The following is an 18,576-nucleotide window of genomic DNA, read 5'->3' as shown; positions in this document are numbered from 1 at the left end:
TCGGTTGCTTGCAGGCTTTTCAAAGCCTACATGCATACTTCGATCATCCGGTATTCCTTGTCGCTCAAACGGTCCAGTTCGGGAATGATGAACCGGTTGCCGTCCACGTCGACGACGAGCAGGCGGTTCGGCGTCATCAGCTTGACGTTCCCGCCGCCGCTCCGGACCGTAAACCGGCACAGCCCCGACGAGGTTTCCGCTTCCCAATAGGAATAGCCGAATTCCTCCTTCACCGACAGCACCTTCGTGATTTCCGGGGCAAAATACCGCAGCTGCACCTGCTCCTCCAGCAGCTCCTGCGTTTCCTTCGGAAACTCATCCAGCGAGCGGATCATGCCGATTTCTTCGTTTTCCGCGGTCCGGACCGATAAATAGATCCGTTTGTTCGTATGGGGAAAAGAGCAATGGATATATACGCCCGCATGCGCCTGACCCCCGACGGTCACGTTTAACATCCGCCCTTCCGTCCGGGTGAACGTCGCATCCGCCGGCGACAGATAACGGATTTGGGCCGCGTCCGCCATGCCGGCGCTGCTTTTCCCCGGGCTTCGTGCCGCTCCCGTTTCGTTTTGGGTCATGCCGTGATCACCTCTTTCATTTTCAGCGCTTCGTCATGTTTTTGCACCAGGCCGTAATACGCCCCTTCTTTTTTCATTAACTGCTCGTGGGTTCCTTCCTCCACGATGGTTCCCTGCTCAAGCACGACCAAGTAGTCGGCGTTTCGCAGCGTCGAGAGGCGATGCGCGATCGCAATCGTCGTACGGCCCCGAATGAGGGTGTCCAGCGCCTCCTGGATTTGCAGCTCCGTTTTCGTATCGAGGGAAGCGGTCGCTTCGTCCAATATCAAAATTTTCGGATTATGCAAAATCGCCCGCGCGATGCTGAGCCGCTGCTTTTCGCCCCCTGACAGGTTATGCCCGCCCGTGCCGACGATCGTGTCGTAGCCTTCCGGCAGCTTTTCGATGAAATCATGCGCTCCGGCGATCTTGGCGGCATGGATCAAGTCCTCCAGCGTGCAGTCCGGGTCGGCATAGGCGATGTTTTCGGCGATGCTGCCCGACATGACGTACACGTCCTGGGATACGATGCCGATATGCTTGCGCAGCGAAGCCATGGACAGATCCTTGATGCGGATGCCGTCGATCCGGATCTCTCCCTCATTAACGTCGTAAAGCCTTGGGATGAGGTTGACGAGCGTCGATTTGCCTGCCCCCGAGTGTCCGACGACCCCTATCATCTGGCCGGGACGCGCATGCAGGGATACTCCCTTCAGAATAGCCTTGTTCGGCTCGTAGCCGAAGGTGACGTTTTTGATCTCGATTTCGCCCTTCATTTCCGAAAGCTGGACGGCATCCGGCTTTTCCGCAACGTCCGGCACCGCGTCGTGAATCTCGAAAATCCGCTGGGCAGCGGACATGCAATACGACCACCAGTTGACGATGTTGTTCATGAACTGGATCGGACCGTACAATAGTAGCATGTAGTTAATAAAGGTCATCACTTTCCCGAACGTAAAATCGCCCTGCATCACCTTCCAGCCGCCAAAAGCCCAAATCACGATGCCGCCGACCTGCGTTAATATGTTTAATACCGGAAACAACGTGACGCCCATTTTGTTAAACGACTGTTCCGCCTCGGAGAAAGCGCCGCTGGCCCGGCCAAAACGGGCATTCTCCATCTGCTCCTTCCCGAAAGCCTTGACGACGCGCGTCCCGCGGATCGTATCGCTGATGATGGCATTCATCGCCGCGACCCGCTTATGCCTGCGGATGGACAGGCGCCACAGCTTGGGAAACGCTTTCCGAACAAGCCAAAACACGAGCGGAAGCGGCAGCAGGCACAGCACCGTCAGCTTCCAATCCATGATGAGCAGCACCGTGACGATCCCGACGATGTTCATCGCGTTTACGACGAAATAAGAAATGCCGTCCACGAAAAAATACTGCAGCTCGGTTGCGTCATTGTTCACCCGCGTCATGAGCTGTCCCGTCTGCTTTTTCTCGAAAAAGCTCAAGGAAAGCCGCTGCATCGCCTGAAACACGCTCGATTTCAAATCAAAGGCGATGTTCGCGGCCATCTTCGCGTTAATCACCCCGTAGAGCACACCGAACAGCAGCGACAACGTCCGAAACACGATGATCAGCAAGATGACGAGCCCGATTTTGCCAGCAAAAGCCCCTTCTCCGCCAAGCGCCTGGTCGAACAGCAGCGTCCCCTGCAAATAAGGGATGACGAGCCCCGTTCCGGAACCGAGCAGCATCAAAAGCACGATCCAAAACATCGAAGCCTTGTACCTGCCCGCAAATGACAGCAGCCTCCCGAATACCGCATGTTTTTTCATGCATTTGGGGCAAACCTTGCGCCCTTCCTCGGGGTAGATCATGCCGCATTTCGGGCACGCGGCGCGCTCGTCGCCGTCCTCCGTCTCCTGTTCCTCCGGTTCCTCGTTTTTCTTCACCTTGGCAAACATCCCCGCCAGCCGCGCTGCCTCCCTCATGTGGCCGTTCGTAAAAGCGGCGATCGCCCGTTCCTCCGGCGCCTTCAACACCACCATGCCGGACGCGACCAGGTTGACGATGGTCAGGGACTCGATGTCCCCGATCGGCAGCCGCTCGAACGTCCATCTCCGCTCCCGCGGAACGGGAGGCTGTTTTGCACGCGTACCCGCGGCATAACCGCCGTACGTCTTCTCCTGCAAAGGCTCCTCCAAGCTGGCCAGGATCCATACATGCTCGCGGGTAAGCAGCACGTACGTATCCGAGAATCCTCCGTCCAGCGTCCGATCGCACAGCATCCAGCACAAAACGCCTTCCGGATCGGCGCCATGCCGCTGCAGAACCTTTCCGATTTCTTCTGGAAGCTTATCCATTTGCCCTCCGACTTTTTGGATTAATGTGGATTTCATTTGTTTTAGGTACGAATTATAATACACTCTTTACCGATTCCAATAAAGGGAAAATTTTCTTTAAACGCAAATTATCTTTACAGCCGGTTTTTCGTCCGAAAAAAGCAGCGGAAAGCCAGGGCGAAAATGAAGCCCCAGACTGCCCGATAAAGCCCCCTGCGCCCGCAAAAAAGGCCTCCCTCAAGCCGATGCCATTCGACTCGAGGGAAGCCTTTTATTTTAGGATTCGCGAAATCCTTACTTATAATATAACAAGCTTATTTTGTTGCGTTTTTCCAGTCGGCAGCAAACTTCTCGATGCCTTGATCCGTCAGAGGGTGCTTCGCAAGCTGCGCGATGACGCTGAACGGAACGGTCGCAATGTGAGCGCCGGCCATAGCTACGCGGGTAACATGGTCCGGATGGCGAACCGATGCCGCGATGATTTGCGTATCCAGGTTGTGGACGCGGAACAGCTCGGCGATTTTGGATACGAGCAGCACGCCGTCTTCAGAAATGTCGTCGAGGCGGCCCAGGAACGGGGATACGTAAGTTGCGCCTGCGCGTGCAGCGAGGAGCGCTTGGTTCACGGTGAAGATCAGGGTAACGTTCGTTTTTACGCCTTTTTTGGTGAGGTAACGGCAAGCTTCAAGACCAGCCAGCGTCATTGGAAGCTTGATCGTGATATTTTTGTCTCCGCCGTTGATCTTGATGAGCTCTTCGGCTTGCGCGATCATGTCTTCAGCGGTTTCGGCATCCGGAGTGACCTCGGCGGATACGGATTCCACTTCAGGAACAGCCTTCAAAATTTCTTCGATGCGGTCTTCAAACTTCACGCCTTCTTTGGCTACCAGGGAAGGGTTGGTCGTGACGCCGGAAAGCACGCCGATTTTGTAAGCTTTTTTGATGTCCTCAAGATTGGCAGTATCGATAAAAAATTTCATGATGCATAACCTCCATATATGTGTATTGTTTTGGATCTGGAATTAGTTCTTCACTACAGCGTGGCCGCCAAATTCATTGCGAAGCGCTGCAACGACTTTACCCGTAAACGTGTCGTTTTCCAGGGAACGGTAACGCATCAGCAGGGACATAGCGATAACCGGAGTGGCAGCCTGAAGATCCAGAGCCGTTTCCACTGTCCATTTACCTTCGCCGGAAGATTGCATAATTCCTTTAATTTCATCCAATTTTGCGTCTTTGGCAAATGCCTTTTCCGTCAATTCCATCAGCCAGGAACGGATAACGGAACCGTTGTTCCATACGCGGGCTACCTTTTCGTAGTCAAAATCGAAATCGCTCTTCTCAAGCACTTCGAACCCTTCGCCGATGGCAGCCATAAAGCCGTATTCTACGCCGTTGTGGACCATTTTCAGGAAGTGGCCGCTGCCGGCTTTGCCTGCATACAGGTATCCATTTTCAACCGCCGTGTCTTTGAAGATCGGCTCGACATGGTTCCAAGCTTCTTGGTCGCCGCCGATCATGTAGCAAGCGCCGTTGCGTGCGCCTTCCATGCCGCCGGAAGTGCCCACATCAAGGAAGCTCACGCCGAATTCCTTCATTTGATTGTATCTTGCAATCGACTCTTTGTAGTGCGAGTTGCCGGCTTCGATCACGATGTCGCCTTTGGACAACAGTGGTTTCAGCTCGTCAAGAACCGAGTCTACAACGGAGTGAGGCACCATGATCCACACGATTCTTGGTGTTTCCAGCTTGGACACAAGCTCTTTGATGCTTGCAGCGCCTTCGGCGCCCTTGCTCTTCATGTCTTCAACAGCGGCTGTGTTCAAATCGAATGCAACGACGCTGTGGTTGTGATCCATCAAGTTTTGTCCCAAGTTCAATCCCATTTTACCTAATCCGATTAATCCGACTTTCATTTGTATTCCCTCCACACCATATTTTCTATTGGTTTGGGCTCATGATGAAACCAGCCCTTGATCATGCGCATGTTAGCCGCTGCGGTTACGGATCGTGCCTCCGATCGCTGTCGCTTCGAAAGAATCGATTCCGTCCCCTTCGCTACCCATGCTTCATATCAATCACTAATTTATCCCGAGCCTTTTTTGTTTTTTGCCTCTTACAGTATGATTTCTAAAAAATCAGCGCTGAACCGCCAGTTCTTTTTCTTCGGCTTTTTCGCCTTCGACGGGTTTATCCAGCCACCATTTGAATCCGTCCGCCGCAACCAACTGATCGGAGGCTTCCGGTCCATTGGAGCCAGCAGGATAATAAGACAGAGGAATCAAGTCTTGCTCGAACGCGTCCAAAATCGGCTGCACGTACTGCCAGGACAGCTCCACTTCGTCCCAATGCGCAAAGAACGTGGAATCCCCGCGAACCGCATCGTGGATCAAGTTTTCGTAAGCTTCCGGCAAATCGTTGCCGCATTCGTAGAAGTTGATCCGCATCGGTTCAAGCTTTTCGTTGTCCAGCGGATCTTTTTTGTTCAATTGAATAAAGATGCCTTCGTTCGGATTAATTTCGATTACCAGCAGATTAGGATCATTGTTGGTATTCTGTCCTTTTAGCGGCTCTTTAAATTCAATGACGATGCGCGTAGATTTTTCCTTCATGCGTTTGCCCGTACGGATGTAGAACGGAACTTCGCTCCAGAAATAGTTGTCGATCCACAAGCGGAGCGCGATGAAGGTATCGTTTTTCGATCCGGCCGGAACGCCGGGTTCGTCGATGTAGGCCGGAACGGGTTTGCCGTTGATTTCCCCGGCTGCATACTGGCCGCGCACGACGTTTTGGGCGATGGTTTCCTTATTAAGCGGACGCAGCGATTCCATGACGTTTCTTTTCTTCATGCGGACTTCGCTTGCATCTCCTTTGCGCGGAAGGCGCATGCTAATCATCATCAGCAGCTGAAGCATATGGTTTTGCACCATGTCGCGGATCGCTCCGGAATGATCGTAATACCCTGCTCTTTCTTCAACGCCGACGGTTTCGCTGGCCGTAATTTGGACGTTGGCGATATGGTGATTGGACCAAAGCGCCTTGAGAATCGGGTTCGAAGATTCGAGGATTTCGAGATTTTGGACCATCGGTTTGCCGAGGTAGTGGTCGATGCGATATACTTCGCTTTCGTCGAAAGCTTTGCTGAGCTGCGCGTTCAGATGACGCGCCGATTGCAGATCCCGTCCGAACGGTTTTTCGATAACCAGCCGCTTCCAGCCGGTGGTGGAGCCTAGTCCGCTGTCCTTGATGTTAAAGGCGATCGTTTCGAAAAACTCGGGCGCTACCGACAGATAGAACAAACGGTTGTCCGGAATGTTCAATTCTTGTTCGCGCTGTTCCACGAGGGTACGCAGCTTGTTGAAATCCTCCAGGTTGCCGGCATCCAGCGCCGCATAACGGACGGTTTCAAGAAAAGCATTCAACTGCGCCTCGTCGCTTGCCGCTCTTCTCGAAAAAGTCTCCAGCGATTTCGCCACGACTTGTTGAAACTCGGCATGGGTCGTCTCTCTTCTGCCCAACGCGATGATCGAAAACGTTTCTGGCATTTTTTTATCTATATACAAATTAAATAAGGCCGGATAGATTTTACGCTTCGCTAAATCTCCCGTCCCGCCAAACAAGACAAATGTCATATTGTCCATTATTCGATTCCTCCATTCCACCCAAATACTTTGTTACCAGCAGCTCTCTCTTTTTCTCCGTGCATAGTACAGTATGGTTACTTTTAATAACCCGTTTACTTTAACATCGCCCATATTAAACCTATTTTGTCGAACTGTCAAACTTTTTTTGTCGAAATTATGAACGGCATCCTTCCCCCTTTAATGACAGCGCTTTCCGTGATATGATGGTGTTAATTGTCAAGTCGCCATCGTATGTTTAGCACGCTGTGACGTTTGTCATATCCCTGCAAAATGTGTAACCTGATAATATTTAGTAACCATGGTTTTGATCTATGGGGCGAAGGAGTGAGCGGAGGATGAACGATGAAAAATACGAAACTTTATGCCAAAAAATCGAAATGGCGCACCAAATCACGGGGAAAAAGTGGGTTAATCTTATTGTTCATACGTTAATGGAAGAGCCCAAGCGTTTCAGCGAAATTCACGCCTATATTCCGGACCTCAGCAAACGCATGCTTAACGAACGGATCAAGGAACTGGAGGATAACGGGATCGTCATTCGCAACGTCATTTCGGACCGGCCCGTGCGGATTGAGTATTCCTTGACGAGAAAAGGAACCGAACTGGGGAGAGCGCTGCAGGCGGTAGAGAAATGGGCCGAAAAGTGGTTGTAGCGATCGGCATGTTTCTTGCAGCGGATTTGACAGCGGTTACAACATCGAACAAGCGCAAATTAACGATATAACCGAACCTACGCGATGAAAAAAAGCTCTGCGCCAACGCCGGCACAGAGCTTTTCGTTTGCTTAAGCCAGGGTCATCACTTCGAAGGCTTCCGCCAGTTCCATAAAATGTCCCATGCTGGAAATTTCCCCGGCCATAAGCTGTTCACGCACGCCGTAATAGTCGACGCAGGTGGCGCAGGCCAGCACCGGAACCCCCCGGTCCGCAAGCTCCTTCAAATGAACGGAGGCCAGCGATTGTTCGGTTAAGGCCAGCACGCCCCGGTTGGCGCAAAAAACGGCTGCAGGCAGCTGCTCCCGCTGCTTCAGAAGCGTGAAGAAAGTCTCCAAAATTTGCGATCCCAGCTCGCGTTCCCCGTTGCCCAGGCTGTCGGTCGTCAGAAAAATCACTTTATTTTTCATCCAAAGTCCATCCCTTCGGTACTTGAAATCATTTCCTATTCCAACGATAGCCTACGGGCATGAAAAGAGCAACTTCCATGGGAATGGCAAGGAAAAGCTGTTTTTACCCGGCAGGGCATTGCCGTTTTCCCGCTCCCGTTCCGCTGCCTTCCGCCGCCGCTTGAACCGCTTTTGCGGGCCTTGGCTTGTTGACGAGAAAAATGCCGATCCCCGTGCAAACGGCTCCGGCCAGCACGTACGCATGAAGGGGCTCACCGAGCAAGAGCCATCCGGAACATAAGCCAAACAGCGGAATCAGGAACAGATACACGTTCGCTTTCCCCGGGTCGCTGTTCATCAGGACGTAATACCAGGCCACGAATTGGGCGATCGAGCTCATCAGAATCATCCACCCAAGAACGAACAGCTCTTTGCCGAGATGATCCGGATCCCAGATAAAATGCGGCTGCTCCAATAACGGACCGACAGCCAGCAAAAGCACTCCCCCGATCAGCATTTGATACGCGGCCATCACCCACGTGTCGTATGCCTTGCCCCAGCGGGAAGTAAGGAGCGTTGCCAGCCCCCATGCCATGCCCGCCCCGATCGCATACCAGAAGCCGCTTTCCAGCTGCACGGTAAAGCCCTGCGCGACGGCAACGCCGGCGAAACCGATGAGCACGCCGGCCCATTGCACGGCCCGGTAACGAACACGGTACAACAAGAAGCTGAAAATAATAAACCAGATCGGATTCGTGGAAGATAAAATCGAGGAGCTTCCCGAAGAGATCGTCTTCATGCTCAAATAGATGCCGGCCATCACCAGCGCAGACTGCAGAAGGCCGATGACGGCGATTTTAAGCCAGTCGGCCGCCCGGCGGGGATGCGGACGCTTCGCAATAAACGGCAGCATCAGCAGGCCCGCGGCAATGAACCGGATCGCCAGCAGCACGAACGGGGAACCGAAAGCCAAAGCCATTTTGCCGACGGGAAAATTGAGGCCGGAAACCAGCATCGCAAACACGGTCAACAGCATGATGCGCAAGTTTCGCATTCGTATGCCACCTTCTTTTCTTTAAGGATTATGTACAGTGTATTTCAGGGCATGTTATCATGTAAAATGATTAAAACCGATGCATTTCATCACTGGAAATGATGATAAGATAAACAACCCTGCTTTGAATGTTGACACTGTGGAAGGAAGGTGGCTAACGCATGGAAAGCGCCGATTTGAAAATATTCCAAGCCGTAGCAAGGGAAGGCAGCATCACGAAAGCGGCGGCCCGGCTCGGATACGTGCAGTCCAACGTCACGGCCCGCATCAGGCAGCTCGAGGCGGAGCTGAACACCTCGCTGCTGTACCGGCAAAGCCGCGGCGTATCGCTCACGCCGGCCGGCGAAAATTTGCTGAAATATGCCGACAAAATCGTGTATTTGCTGGATGAGGCGGTCAAGTCCACCCGGAACTCGGAGACGCCGAGCGGCACGCTGCGCATCGGATCGCTTGAAACGACCGCCGCGGTCCAGCTTCCCGTGATGATGCTGGAGTATCACCGGAGTTACCCGGACGTCCAGTTATCGCTGTCCACCGGGCATACCTCGGACCTGGTCAAAAGCGTGCTGGAGTATGAGCTTGACGCCGCTTTCGTTAACGGGCCGCAACATCATCCCGATCTGGAGGAGCTGTATACGTTCGAGGAAGAGATGGTCCTGATCGCGGAACCCGGCGAAACATCGCTGCAATCGGCGCTTGCCAAACCGCAGCTGTTTTTCGGCAAAGGGTGTTATCACCGCAAAACATTGGAACGATGGCTGCAGGAAGAGCATCAGCGGTCGCTGAACAGCATGGAGTTCGGGACGCTGGAGGCGATTTTGGGGGGCGTGTCGGCCGGTCTGGGCGTATCGCTGGTCACCCGTTCCTCCGTTAAAACCTGGGAAGAGGCGGGCAAAATCAGCGTCCTCCCCATTCCGGAAAAATACCGGCGCTCCGTGGTCAGCTTCGTGTTCCGGCGCGATTTGTTCCGCACCAGCGCGTTTAATGCATTCGTCGAATTGATGTCTCGATTTTCGGCGCAAGGCGCCGCAAATGCGATTTCGGGGTGAAAAAAGGGCCGGGCTATGCTACAATACTGGACGGCAAATCGATCAGGGAGGTTTATATTCAAGCCATGCTCATTATAGGTATCGCCGGCGGAACAGGGTCCGGCAAAACGACAGTAGCCCGCTCCGTCATCGACCGTCTAGGTACGGGCAAAGTGACGTTCATATCCCAGGATAATTATTATAAAGACCACAAGCATCTCACGCTCGAGGAACGGGCGCATATCAACTATGACCATCCGTTCGCTTTCGACAACGAGCTTTTGATAGAGCATCTTGCCCTTCTCCGCGACGGCCAACCGGCGTATGCTCCGGTGTACGACTTTACCGTCCATGCCCGTTCGGAGACGGAAACGGTTGAGCTTAAACCGAACAACATCGTCATCATCGAAGGCCTTCATGTATTGTCCGACGAAAAGCTCCGAGAAATGCTGGATATCAAGGTGTTCGTCGACACCGATCCGGACGTCCGCATTTTGCGCCGCGTCGTGCGCGACATCGAGGAGCGCGGCCGCTCCATCCAGTCGGTGCACCAGCAGTATTTGACGACGGTGAAGCCGATGCACGAAGCCTTTATCGAACCTTCCAAAAAATACGCCGACCTGATCATCCCCGAAGGCGGACAAAACGAGGTCGGAATCCAGCTCCTGTCGATCCTGACGGAAAAATTCCTGTCGGGCGACCGGGACTGGTCCGATTATTAAGAACATACTTCAACAAGTTCCCCGAACCGGCGAACTTACGACAGCCCCCGTGCGCTCCAGGCGTGCCGGGGGCTGTTTGCCGTTTGCGGCTTGCGGACGGCGACGGGTCTTCCCCTTGCCAGGCGGTCCCTCCCAACATATCATGGTTGAATGATCATCTTTATGGTTATGAACTGCTTTTTTATCGTACCCTGTTATTATTTTGTTAGTTCAAGTTGCATGTCAACGATTTCATTTTGCACAAAAATAGACAATAAATAACAAACGAGTACATTTCAAATGCGGCGAACAAACGTTAAAATAAGCCTGTAAACGCTATCAAACAAAGAAATGGGGAGAACAAGGATGAAAAAAAGATCATATTACTTGTTAGCTTTTGTTATTATCCTGTCTACGATCCTATCCGCCTGCGGTTCCGGCGGCGATGGCAAAACCTCTGAAACCGCAGGCGGATCCTCCACCCCGACAGAGGGAACCAAAACCGGAGGCGAAGCGAAAACAGGGAACGGAACCGATATCAGCGGAAGCATAACGTTCCTGACCAACCGTACCGACATGATCGGCAAAGAGTATGACGAATACTTGAAACGCTTCAACGAAAAATATCCGAACATCAAAGTCGAATTCGAAGCTTCCCAGACGGACTACAACCAGCAGGCGAAAGTCCGCATGGCCGGCGACGAACTGCCCGACGTGATGTTTATCCCTAACATTCCGAACTCCGATCTTCCGAAATACTTTTTGCCGCTCGACGATTTGGGCTTGAACGACAACATGACGTTCAAAGATTTCAAAGCCTTCGACGGAAAGGTGTACGGCCTCTCCAGCGGCAACTCCACTTCGGGCATCGTGTACAACAAAAAGGCTTTTGCCGATGCGGGAATCACCGAAATCCCAAAAACCTGGGACGAATTCCTCGCCGCTTGCGAGAAGCTGAAGCAAAAAGGCATCGTGCCGCTCGCTTCGAACTTCAAAGACAAATGGCCGCTTAACAACTGGGTTTACGACCTGCCCCGGGTGATCGAAAACAATCCGGATTTCCCGAACGCCAAGCTGAACACCGATACGCCGTTTACGATGGATAACGGTTACGGCAAGGCGCTCAGCCTGATCCGCGAGCTGAATGAAAAAGGATATCTTGAAAAAGACATCAACTCCACCAACTGGGAGCAGTCCAAAAAGGACGTCGCTTCAGGCAAGTTCGCGATGTATTTCCTCGGAAACTGGGTCATCAACCAGGTGATCGGAGCCGGAACGACGGCCGACAACGTCGGATTTTTCCCTCTCCCTTACGATAATTCCGGAACGGTGAGAGCGGCCCTGAGCCCGGATTTCTTCTACGCGGTCTCGAAAAACAGCAAGTCCCCGGAAGCGGCCAAAGCCTTCGTGAAATGGATGCTGGAAGACTCCGGATACGCGGATTTCGCCGGATTCATTCCGCCGCTGAAGGATAAGGAATCCACGCTGGCCCAATTGAAAGAATTCAAGGCCACCGGCGTCGAGCTTCAGGAAGGCACTCCGGACAACATGGACGTCGCCAACATTTCCAACAAAGCCCAACTCGATTTGCCGGCCCTCGCCCAGGAATTCGTGCTTGCCAAAGATCCGCAAAGCGTGCTCGACAAATGGAACAAAGCCTGGGCCAAAGCCAAAAAGGACCTCGGCAAATAAGCATTTCGCCAATATCAACCCTGCCCGCTTTAAATAACGGTTCGAAGCAAAATGGATTATCCGTCACGGCGATAATCCATTTTGTTTCCCTTTTTCGGCGCGGCCACAGCAAAAGCTTTTTGCAGAAAGAAGGTATGCAAGATGTTTTCATCGCTTTCGTACAACAAACAAAAAACGATCGTGATCGTCTCTTTCCTGCTCATTCCGTTGATCCTTCTGGCGACGTTCACGTATTATCCGGCAGTAAAGCTCATTTATTACAGCTTCACCAATTGGGACGGATACAGCCCGGAAAAACCTTGGGTCGGACTGGACAATTATAAAGAGGTGTTTTCCAATCCGGACATTTTCAAGGTTTTTGAGCATAACTTCGCTTATTTTGTCATGGGGATCATTCAAAACATCATCGCCATTTATTTTGCCGTGGTCTTGAACAGCAAGCTTCGCGGCCGCAACCTGTTTCGGATTCTCCTGTTCCTGCCCTACATCATGAACGGCGTTGCGGTTGCCTTTATGTTCGGTTACGTGTTCGACACGACCAACGGTTCGCTGAACCTGTTCCTGAACAGCCTCGGATTGACCCGTCTCGGGGAGACGAGCTGGCTCGGTACCGATGGGCTGGTCAACTATTCGCTGGCTTCGACGGGATTATGGCGTTTTATGGGATATAACATGGTCATCTATATCGCTTCGCTGCAGGCGATCCCGCGGGATCTGTACGAGGCGGCGAAAATCGACGGGGCCAATTCGTGGCAGACGTTATGGAAAATCACGCTCCCGAACATGAAACCCGTGATCCAGCTGAATTTGTTCCTCACCGTCACGGGGGCGCTGGAAGTGTTCGATCTGCCGTTCGTGCTGACCAAAGGCGGCCCGGCAGGCGCCAGCGAAACTTACGTGCAGCGGGTCGTCGATACGGCCTTCGCCTACAACAATTACGGGCTTGCATCAGCCATGAGCGTCGTCCTGCTCGGGTTTGTGGTGATCGTGCTTGCCGTACAACAGTTCGTTCTCAGCAGAGGAGGCAATAAGTGATGAAACCATCCCGTTTTCGCGTGCAGGACCTGATTAAATACATCACGCTTCTGATCGGCGTTTTTGTCGTTTTTTTTCCGCCCTACGTCGTCATCGTCAATGCATTCAAATCGAAGGACGAGTTCAACGCCAGCAGCTCCATTTCGCTGCCGCACAGCTTTTTCAATTTCGAAAATTTCAACATCGTGTTTGAACGCGGCGGCCTGCTCAGCGGCTTCGGCAACATCCTCGTCATCATCGTCGTTTCCCTTGCCCTGAATATTTTGTTCGGCACCATGGTCGCCTACGCTCTCGGCCGCTTCTCCTTCAAGCTGAAGCCCGTCGTGTTCGGCGCGTACCTGATCGCCACCATCATTCCGAGCATTACGACCCAGGTCGCCACCTTCGGCATCATCAAAGGCATGGGACTGTACAACACGCTGGCCGCGCCCATTGTGCTGTACATCGGGGCGGACGTGATTCAAATCATCCTGTATCTGCAGTTCATCCGAAACATCCCGTACGACTTGGACGAAAGCGCCATGGTGGAAGGAGCCTCCTTGTTCAAAATTTACCGGTCCATCATTTTTCCGCTCCTGACGCCGGCAACCGCCACGCTGGTCATCTTGAAGACCATCAGCATCTATAACGACATGTACATTCCGTACCTCTACATGCCGAAGCAAAGCCTGGGCGTCGTCACGACCGTCCTCATGCGGTTCCAGGGTGTCAACACGGCCGACTGGAATTTGATCTGCGCCGCCATTTTGCTTATTTTGCTGCCGACGGTCATATTGTACATTTTCCTTCAGCGGTATATCTTTGAAGGAGTCACCAGCGGAGCGGTGAAATAAATCAAAGCATCAGGGGGAGAACTCGCATGATTCGTCGGATCGGCCGGATGATACGCAAGGGATGGGTATTTCTTGCCAACCTTTCACTGGAGAAAAAGCTGATTCTTATTTTCGTTTTTCTGCTGTCGCTGCCCATCACCTACGTCAGCTATCTTTCGGCGCGCTCCACCTTCGATTCGGTTTTGCAAAACGCCACGAACAATGCGATCCAAATGGCCGTCAACGCGTCGAACACGACCGACAGGTACGTTGCCGACCTGAAGCGTTCGACCGCCCTTCCCCTTTACAATTCCGACGTCCAATATTATTTGGAGCAGGAGACGACCGACTGGGGAAAAAACGTTGCCATGGGGATGTTCCTCAGCTATTTGAGCCACACCAAAAAAGAGATCGCCGCCGTTTATCTGGTCGACCGTTACGAGCATATCTTTTTCGACAAAAGGCCGGATATTACGGAGCTGTCCACGAAAGATCAGCTGGGCACCTGGAAAAGGCTCGTTGACCAGCAGTCCGGGGCGCACCCCATTCTGATGGGAAGGCATTCGATCCGGGTGAACGGCAACAAGGAAAAGGCCGTTTTCAGCGTGCTGCGCACGGTGAAATCGGCGAGCACCCTTCAGGATATCGGGATTATCGTATTCGACATCGACATCGAGCTTTTCAAAGACATCGCGGAGCCGATGGACCGGGTCACGCAAGGCTCCTCCTTAATCCTGGATGAACAGGGCAAGCTGGTCTATGCCAGCGGGGATCCCGGGACCGTCAACGCGCGGCAGTCGGAACTGATGTCGATGAGGCTAAGCCGGCAAACCGGCTATTTCGAATCGGAAATCGACGGAAAAAGCTATTTGACCGTTTATGTGGTGTCGGAGCAGACGGGCTGGACCACGTCGGTTTCGATTCCGCTCGCCAAAATTTTGTATAAGGTCAAGCAAAACAGCACCACGCTGATCGTTACGACGCTGCTGCTGCTCAGCATTGCGCTGATTGCCGCCACCTTCTTCTCCCATGCGCTGACCAAGCCGCTGAAGTCGATGGTGCGTTATATGAGGCAGGTGCAGCACGGGAACCTGAACGTTTGGATCACCACCCGGTACGAGGACGAAATCGGCATGCTCGGAAGCCATTTTAACCGGATGATTTTGCGGGTCAAAGAACTGTTGAACGAAATCAAGGCCACGGAAAAGCGGAAGCAATTGGCCGACATGCGGGCGCTGCAAAGCCAGATCAATCCTCACTTCATCTACAACACCCTGGAATCGATCCGCATGCTGGCGGAAATCAACGATGATCCGCAGGTGGCCAAGCTGACTTACCTGCTCGGGACCCAGCTGCGGTACAGCATCGTCCGCGGCGAAGAAACGGTGACCATAGCCCAAGAGCTTGAGCACGTCCAACATTATTTCGATCTTCTGTCCATCCGGTTCCCGGGAAAATTCAAGCTGACGATCGATGTCCCCGAGGCGTTTCGCGGGCTTCCGGTATTGAAGCTGATTTTCCAGCCCATCGTCGAAAACGCCGTGTTTCACGGGCTGGAGCGCAAGCCGGGCACGGGCACGGTTTCGATTGCCGCCTGGAAGGAACGCGAGCACGTCATTTTCCGGGTTCAAGACGACGGCGTCGGAATGGACGGGCAAAAATTGCTTGCGCTGAACGCCAGCTTGAGAGAGACGGATGCCGGCGGATCGTTCGGCATCGGCATCCACAACGTCAACGAACGGATCCGTCTGCATTACGGCCACGGATGCGGCCTGCAGGTTCACAGCGAACCGGGGGCCGGGACGAGCGTTTTGATCAAAATCAAGGAAAAACTGCCCGATGACGGGGAATGATTCCGGCGTTTCGAGAAGAAAGGAGGGCGAAGCCGCTTGCTTAAAATCATCATCGTGGACGATGAAATGCTGATTCGCGAAGGACTGGCGAAGATCATCGGCAAGGAAAGTCCTTGCTTCCAGGTCGTCGGCCAATTTCCGGACGGGGAGGATATGCTTCGGCATCTTCCGGGACTCGAAGTCGACGTGGTCATTACGGACATCCGGATGCCTGTCATCGACGGCCTTGAGCTGATCAAAAGCTTAAGGGCGACCCACCCCCATATCCGTTCCATCCTCATGAGCGGATTTACGGAATTCGAATATGCCAGGGAAGCCATCCGGGCATCCGCCGTCGATTACCTGCTCAAGCCGATCAACAAGGAACAGCTGTTTGAGCTGCTTTACCGGTTAAACGACGAACGCGAGTCCGCCAGGGAAAAAGAGGCGGTCCACCGCCAAAGGCTGATCCACACCTGCCTTCACAGCGAGGCCGTGGCCGACTTTGTTTGGGAAGAGCTGACGCTTCCCCGGCCTTATTTTGTGGCGTTCGTCCAAAAAGCGGGCTTCGGGGAACCGGAGCAAGCGCAGGAATGCTGCCGGGGTTCGGAGGGGCTTGATCCCGAATGGTTATTCGATCGGTTCGCCCTTCGATGCCGGCTGACAGCCTATATTTTTTATTTCGCCGAAGTTCCCGGAGCGGAAGACGTCAACCGGATCGGCAGGTTCCTGACGGGCGACGCGTTCCATGGCGGGGCCGACGGCCGGGTCCATGCCGGCTCCAGCCATGTCTACAATGATGTCAAAATGCTCAAGGCGTCCTACCTGGAGGCCAAGCTTGCCTGCGATACGGGAATTTATGCGCACGCCACCCGCTATTACGTCCCCTGTGGCGCCGCCCGCGGCCGCCAAACGCCTCCGCAGGTGCAGGAGATAACCGCCGCGGAGTGGGAGTTTTTTACCGAACAGCTCCATCTCCTTCACGCGGCATCCCTGCAGGAGTGGATTCAGCGGCGGTTCGAGCATCTCAGGTCGGCATCGGCCTCTCCCGAAGCCATCCTGGAGACGTGCTGCCAGATTGAAGAAACGGCGGCTGCGGAAATCCGGGAGCTGAAGGACGTTTTCGAGTCGCCGGCCCATGCCGGGTGGAAGGAGCAGCTGCTTGCCTGCCTGTCCTTTGCGGAAATGAAGCAGCTGTTTTTGTCCTTTTTCATGGGCGCGTTGGCGGAAGTGCAGGAAGCCCGCAAGGAAATGGGCAGCAAGGCCGTCGAGACGGTCAAACGCTGGATCGCCGAAAACTACAGCGGGCATGTCGAGCTGAATACGCTGGCCAATCTCGTCTTCCTGACCCCAAGTTATTTGAGCAAGCTCTTCAAACACGAAACGGGCCTCACGGTAACGGAGTACATTGCCGAGGTCAGGATGAAAAACGCCAAACGCCTCCTTCGGACCGAACCGGGCATGAAAGTACACCAAATCGGCGCCGAAGTGGGTTATCCGGACCCCGCCTATTTCAATAAATTGTTTAAAAAAATGGTCGGCGTAACGCCGAACGAATATAAAAAAAGATTGTGATCGCCTGTCCCGTTTCATCGCCAAACATCGATCGACGATAAAGATTGACACGAATGCCGCTTACCCAAGCGGCTTTTTGTTTTTCATCATAACCGCTTCCATTTTTCATGCCTCCGTTAGCACTCATTTGCTTTTTAGGTATTGATATCGTCCGAGGTTCCGGTATATATTTAGCATATGGTATTTATTTTGTTATTATTTATGATAACAAATCATAACAAGTTGTTTGATTCAAACGAATAAGCCTGTTATTTAAACGACACGAGGTGAACGAATTGAAACTAACAGAACCATTTATCGCGGGCATGACATGGGGATTCATGGGAGTCAGAGGAACGTGGGCTACCGAAAAAGCTTCCGCTTCCATGGAAGCGATGTCCGAAACGACCGGCGTCAATTGGACCGCCATTGCCTTTTCGGCTTACCAAGCGACTCCCTTCTCCACGGAGATCCCTTACTGGGAAGAGCCGACCGTGACGGATGACGAGGTCAAATGGGCCGTTGCCAAAGCCAAATCGTTGGGGCTCAAGGTGTGCCTGAAGCCGATCGTCAACTGCGCCGACGGGACGTGGCGGGCCCACATCAACTTTTTCGACAAGGACGTGCCCTGCGAACCGAAGTGGAGCGATTGGTTTGCTTCCTATGACCGCTATATCCTTCATTTTGCGAAGATCGCCGAGGAAACCGGGTGCGAGATGCTGTGCATCGGCTGCGAAATGGTGCAAACGGACCGCCGGGAACGGGAATGGCGCGAGCTGATATCTAAAGTCAGGGACGTTTACAGCGGAATCCTCACGTATAATTGCGATAAATATCAGGAGGATAACGTTGTTTGGTGGGACGACCTCGACGTGATCAGCTCCAGCGGATATTATCCGATTCAGGATTGGGACAACCAATTGGACCGGATTGAAGCCGTCGTCCGGAAGTTCAACAAGCCGTTCATTTTTATGGAGGCCGGATGCCCGAGCAGAACCGGTTCGGCTTCGATTCCCAACGACTGGACGTTTCAAGGCGCGGTGAACGAAACCGAGCAGGCCGATTTTTACCGCACCATGTTCGGCAAGTGCAGCGGGCGGGATTGGGTGCAAGGATTTATGTTGTGGGATTGGCCGGCCGAGCTGTACCGCCGGGATGAAGCGTCCGCGGATGACGGATATTGCGTATACGGCAAAGAGGCCGAAGCCGTCATTAGGGAACATTACGCCCTTAGACTGAAAGACGGGGCGCATGCCCAAGGAGGATGCTGACAT

16 protein-coding genes are annotated in these 18,576 nt (G+C 53.2%); 9 read left to right on the top strand and 7 right to left on the bottom strand.

Translation table 11 applies throughout. The annotated features are described in order from the left end of the window. Positions 1 to 26: 26 nt before the first annotated feature. The 5 genes from MKY58_RS00560 to zwf form a co-directional block, all read right to left on the bottom strand. Complete coding sequence (locus MKY58_RS00560; RefSeq protein ID WP_339323000.1) at positions 27 to 578, bottom strand: DUF1854 domain-containing protein; 552 nt, start codon at positions 576 to 578, stop codon at positions 27 to 29. Then, entirely contained in the window at positions 575 to 2,869 is a 2,295-nt protein-coding gene (locus MKY58_RS00555; RefSeq protein ID WP_339322999.1) for an ABC transporter transmembrane domain-containing protein, read from the bottom strand. The genes MKY58_RS00560 and MKY58_RS00555 overlap by 4 nt, the downstream gene beginning before the upstream one ends. 293 nt (positions 2,870 to 3,162) lie before the next feature. Beyond that, on the bottom strand, positions 3,163 to 3,828 hold the full coding sequence (gene fsa, locus MKY58_RS00550; RefSeq protein ID WP_036713337.1) for a fructose-6-phosphate aldolase: 666 nt from the start codon (positions 3,826 to 3,828) through the stop codon (positions 3,163 to 3,165). A 42-nt stretch (positions 3,829 to 3,870) separates the two neighbouring features. After that, positions 3,871 to 4,764, bottom strand: coding sequence for a phosphogluconate dehydrogenase (NAD(+)-dependent, decarboxylating) (gene gnd / locus MKY58_RS00545; RefSeq protein ID WP_036713338.1), 894 nt, complete (start codon positions 4,762 to 4,764; stop codon positions 3,871 to 3,873). 222 nt (positions 4,765 to 4,986) lie between these two features. Beyond that, positions 4,987 to 6,489 (bottom strand): glucose-6-phosphate dehydrogenase, encoded by a 1,503-nt coding sequence (gene zwf / locus MKY58_RS00540; RefSeq protein WP_339322998.1) that lies wholly within the window; start codon positions 6,487 to 6,489, stop codon positions 4,987 to 4,989. Positions 6,490 to 6,827: 338 nt separating this feature from the next. On the opposite strand from zwf, the gene MKY58_RS00535 reads away from it, so the two are divergent. After that, on the top strand, positions 6,828 to 7,145 hold the full coding sequence (locus MKY58_RS00535; RefSeq protein WP_036713341.1) for a helix-turn-helix domain-containing protein: 318 nt from the start codon (positions 6,828 to 6,830) through the stop codon (positions 7,143 to 7,145). A gap of 131 nt (positions 7,146 to 7,276) precedes the next feature. Here the strand turns inward: MKY58_RS00535 and MKY58_RS00530 are convergent, their stop codons facing one another. Both MKY58_RS00530 and MKY58_RS00525 read right to left on the bottom strand, forming a co-directional pair. Next, positions 7,277 to 7,615 (bottom strand): DsrE family protein, encoded by a 339-nt coding sequence (locus tag MKY58_RS00530; RefSeq protein ID WP_339322997.1) that lies wholly within the window; start codon positions 7,613 to 7,615, stop codon positions 7,277 to 7,279. A gap of 103 nt (positions 7,616 to 7,718) precedes the next feature. Beyond that, complete coding sequence (locus MKY58_RS00525; RefSeq protein ID WP_339322996.1) at positions 7,719 to 8,648, bottom strand: DMT family transporter; 930 nt, start codon at positions 8,646 to 8,648, stop codon at positions 7,719 to 7,721. A 161-nt stretch (positions 8,649 to 8,809) separates the two neighbouring features. Between MKY58_RS00525 and MKY58_RS00520 the strand changes: the two genes are divergently transcribed. From MKY58_RS00520 to MKY58_RS00485, 8 genes are all read left to right on the top strand, one after another. Then, a complete protein-coding gene (locus MKY58_RS00520) occupies positions 8,810 to 9,697 on the top strand; it encodes a LysR family transcriptional regulator (RefSeq protein WP_339322995.1) in 888 nt (295 codons plus the stop codon). Positions 9,698 to 9,762: 65 nt separating this feature from the next. After that, positions 9,763 to 10,398, top strand: coding sequence for a uridine kinase (gene udk, locus MKY58_RS00515; protein ID WP_212949391.1), 636 nt, complete (start codon positions 9,763 to 9,765; stop codon positions 10,396 to 10,398). A gap of 345 nt (positions 10,399 to 10,743) precedes the next feature. Then, complete coding sequence (locus MKY58_RS00510; protein WP_339322994.1) at positions 10,744 to 12,069, top strand: extracellular solute-binding protein; 1,326 nt, start codon at positions 10,744 to 10,746, stop codon at positions 12,067 to 12,069. A gap of 141 nt (positions 12,070 to 12,210) precedes the next feature. Then, the gene (locus tag MKY58_RS00505) at positions 12,211 to 13,104 is read left to right on the top strand and encodes a sugar ABC transporter permease (RefSeq protein WP_339322993.1); all 894 of its coding nucleotides are present in this window, start codon (positions 12,211 to 12,213) and stop codon (positions 13,102 to 13,104) included. Further along, a complete protein-coding gene (locus MKY58_RS00500) occupies positions 13,104 to 13,937 on the top strand; it encodes a carbohydrate ABC transporter permease (RefSeq protein ID WP_052147203.1) in 834 nt (277 codons plus the stop codon). Before MKY58_RS00505 ends, MKY58_RS00500 begins: the two co-directional genes overlap by 1 nt. A 26-nt stretch (positions 13,938 to 13,963) precedes the next feature. Then, a complete protein-coding gene (locus tag MKY58_RS00495; protein ID WP_339322992.1) occupies positions 13,964 to 15,769 on the top strand; it encodes a sensor histidine kinase in 1,806 nt (601 codons plus the stop codon). 36 nt (positions 15,770 to 15,805) lie between these two features. Then, positions 15,806 to 17,323 carry a response regulator gene (locus tag MKY58_RS00490; protein WP_339322991.1) on the top strand — a complete coding sequence of 506 codons (1,518 nt, stop codon included), beginning with the start codon at positions 15,806 to 15,808 and terminating at the stop codon, positions 17,321 to 17,323. 320 nt (positions 17,324 to 17,643) lie between these two features. Beyond that, complete coding sequence (locus tag MKY58_RS00485) at positions 17,644 to 18,573, top strand: 1,4-beta-xylanase (RefSeq protein ID WP_197070023.1); 930 nt, start codon at positions 17,644 to 17,646, stop codon at positions 18,571 to 18,573. Positions 18,574 to 18,576: the final 3 nt, after the last annotated feature.

Origin of the sequence: Paenibacillus sp. FSL W8-0194 (assembly GCF_037969745.1) — a bacterium.
GTDB lineage: Bacteria > Bacillota > Bacilli > Paenibacillales > Paenibacillaceae > Paenibacillus_AQ > Paenibacillus_AQ cookii.
Note: the sequence above shows the minus strand (reverse complement) of the source record. Positions and strands in the feature narration are given on the sequence as shown.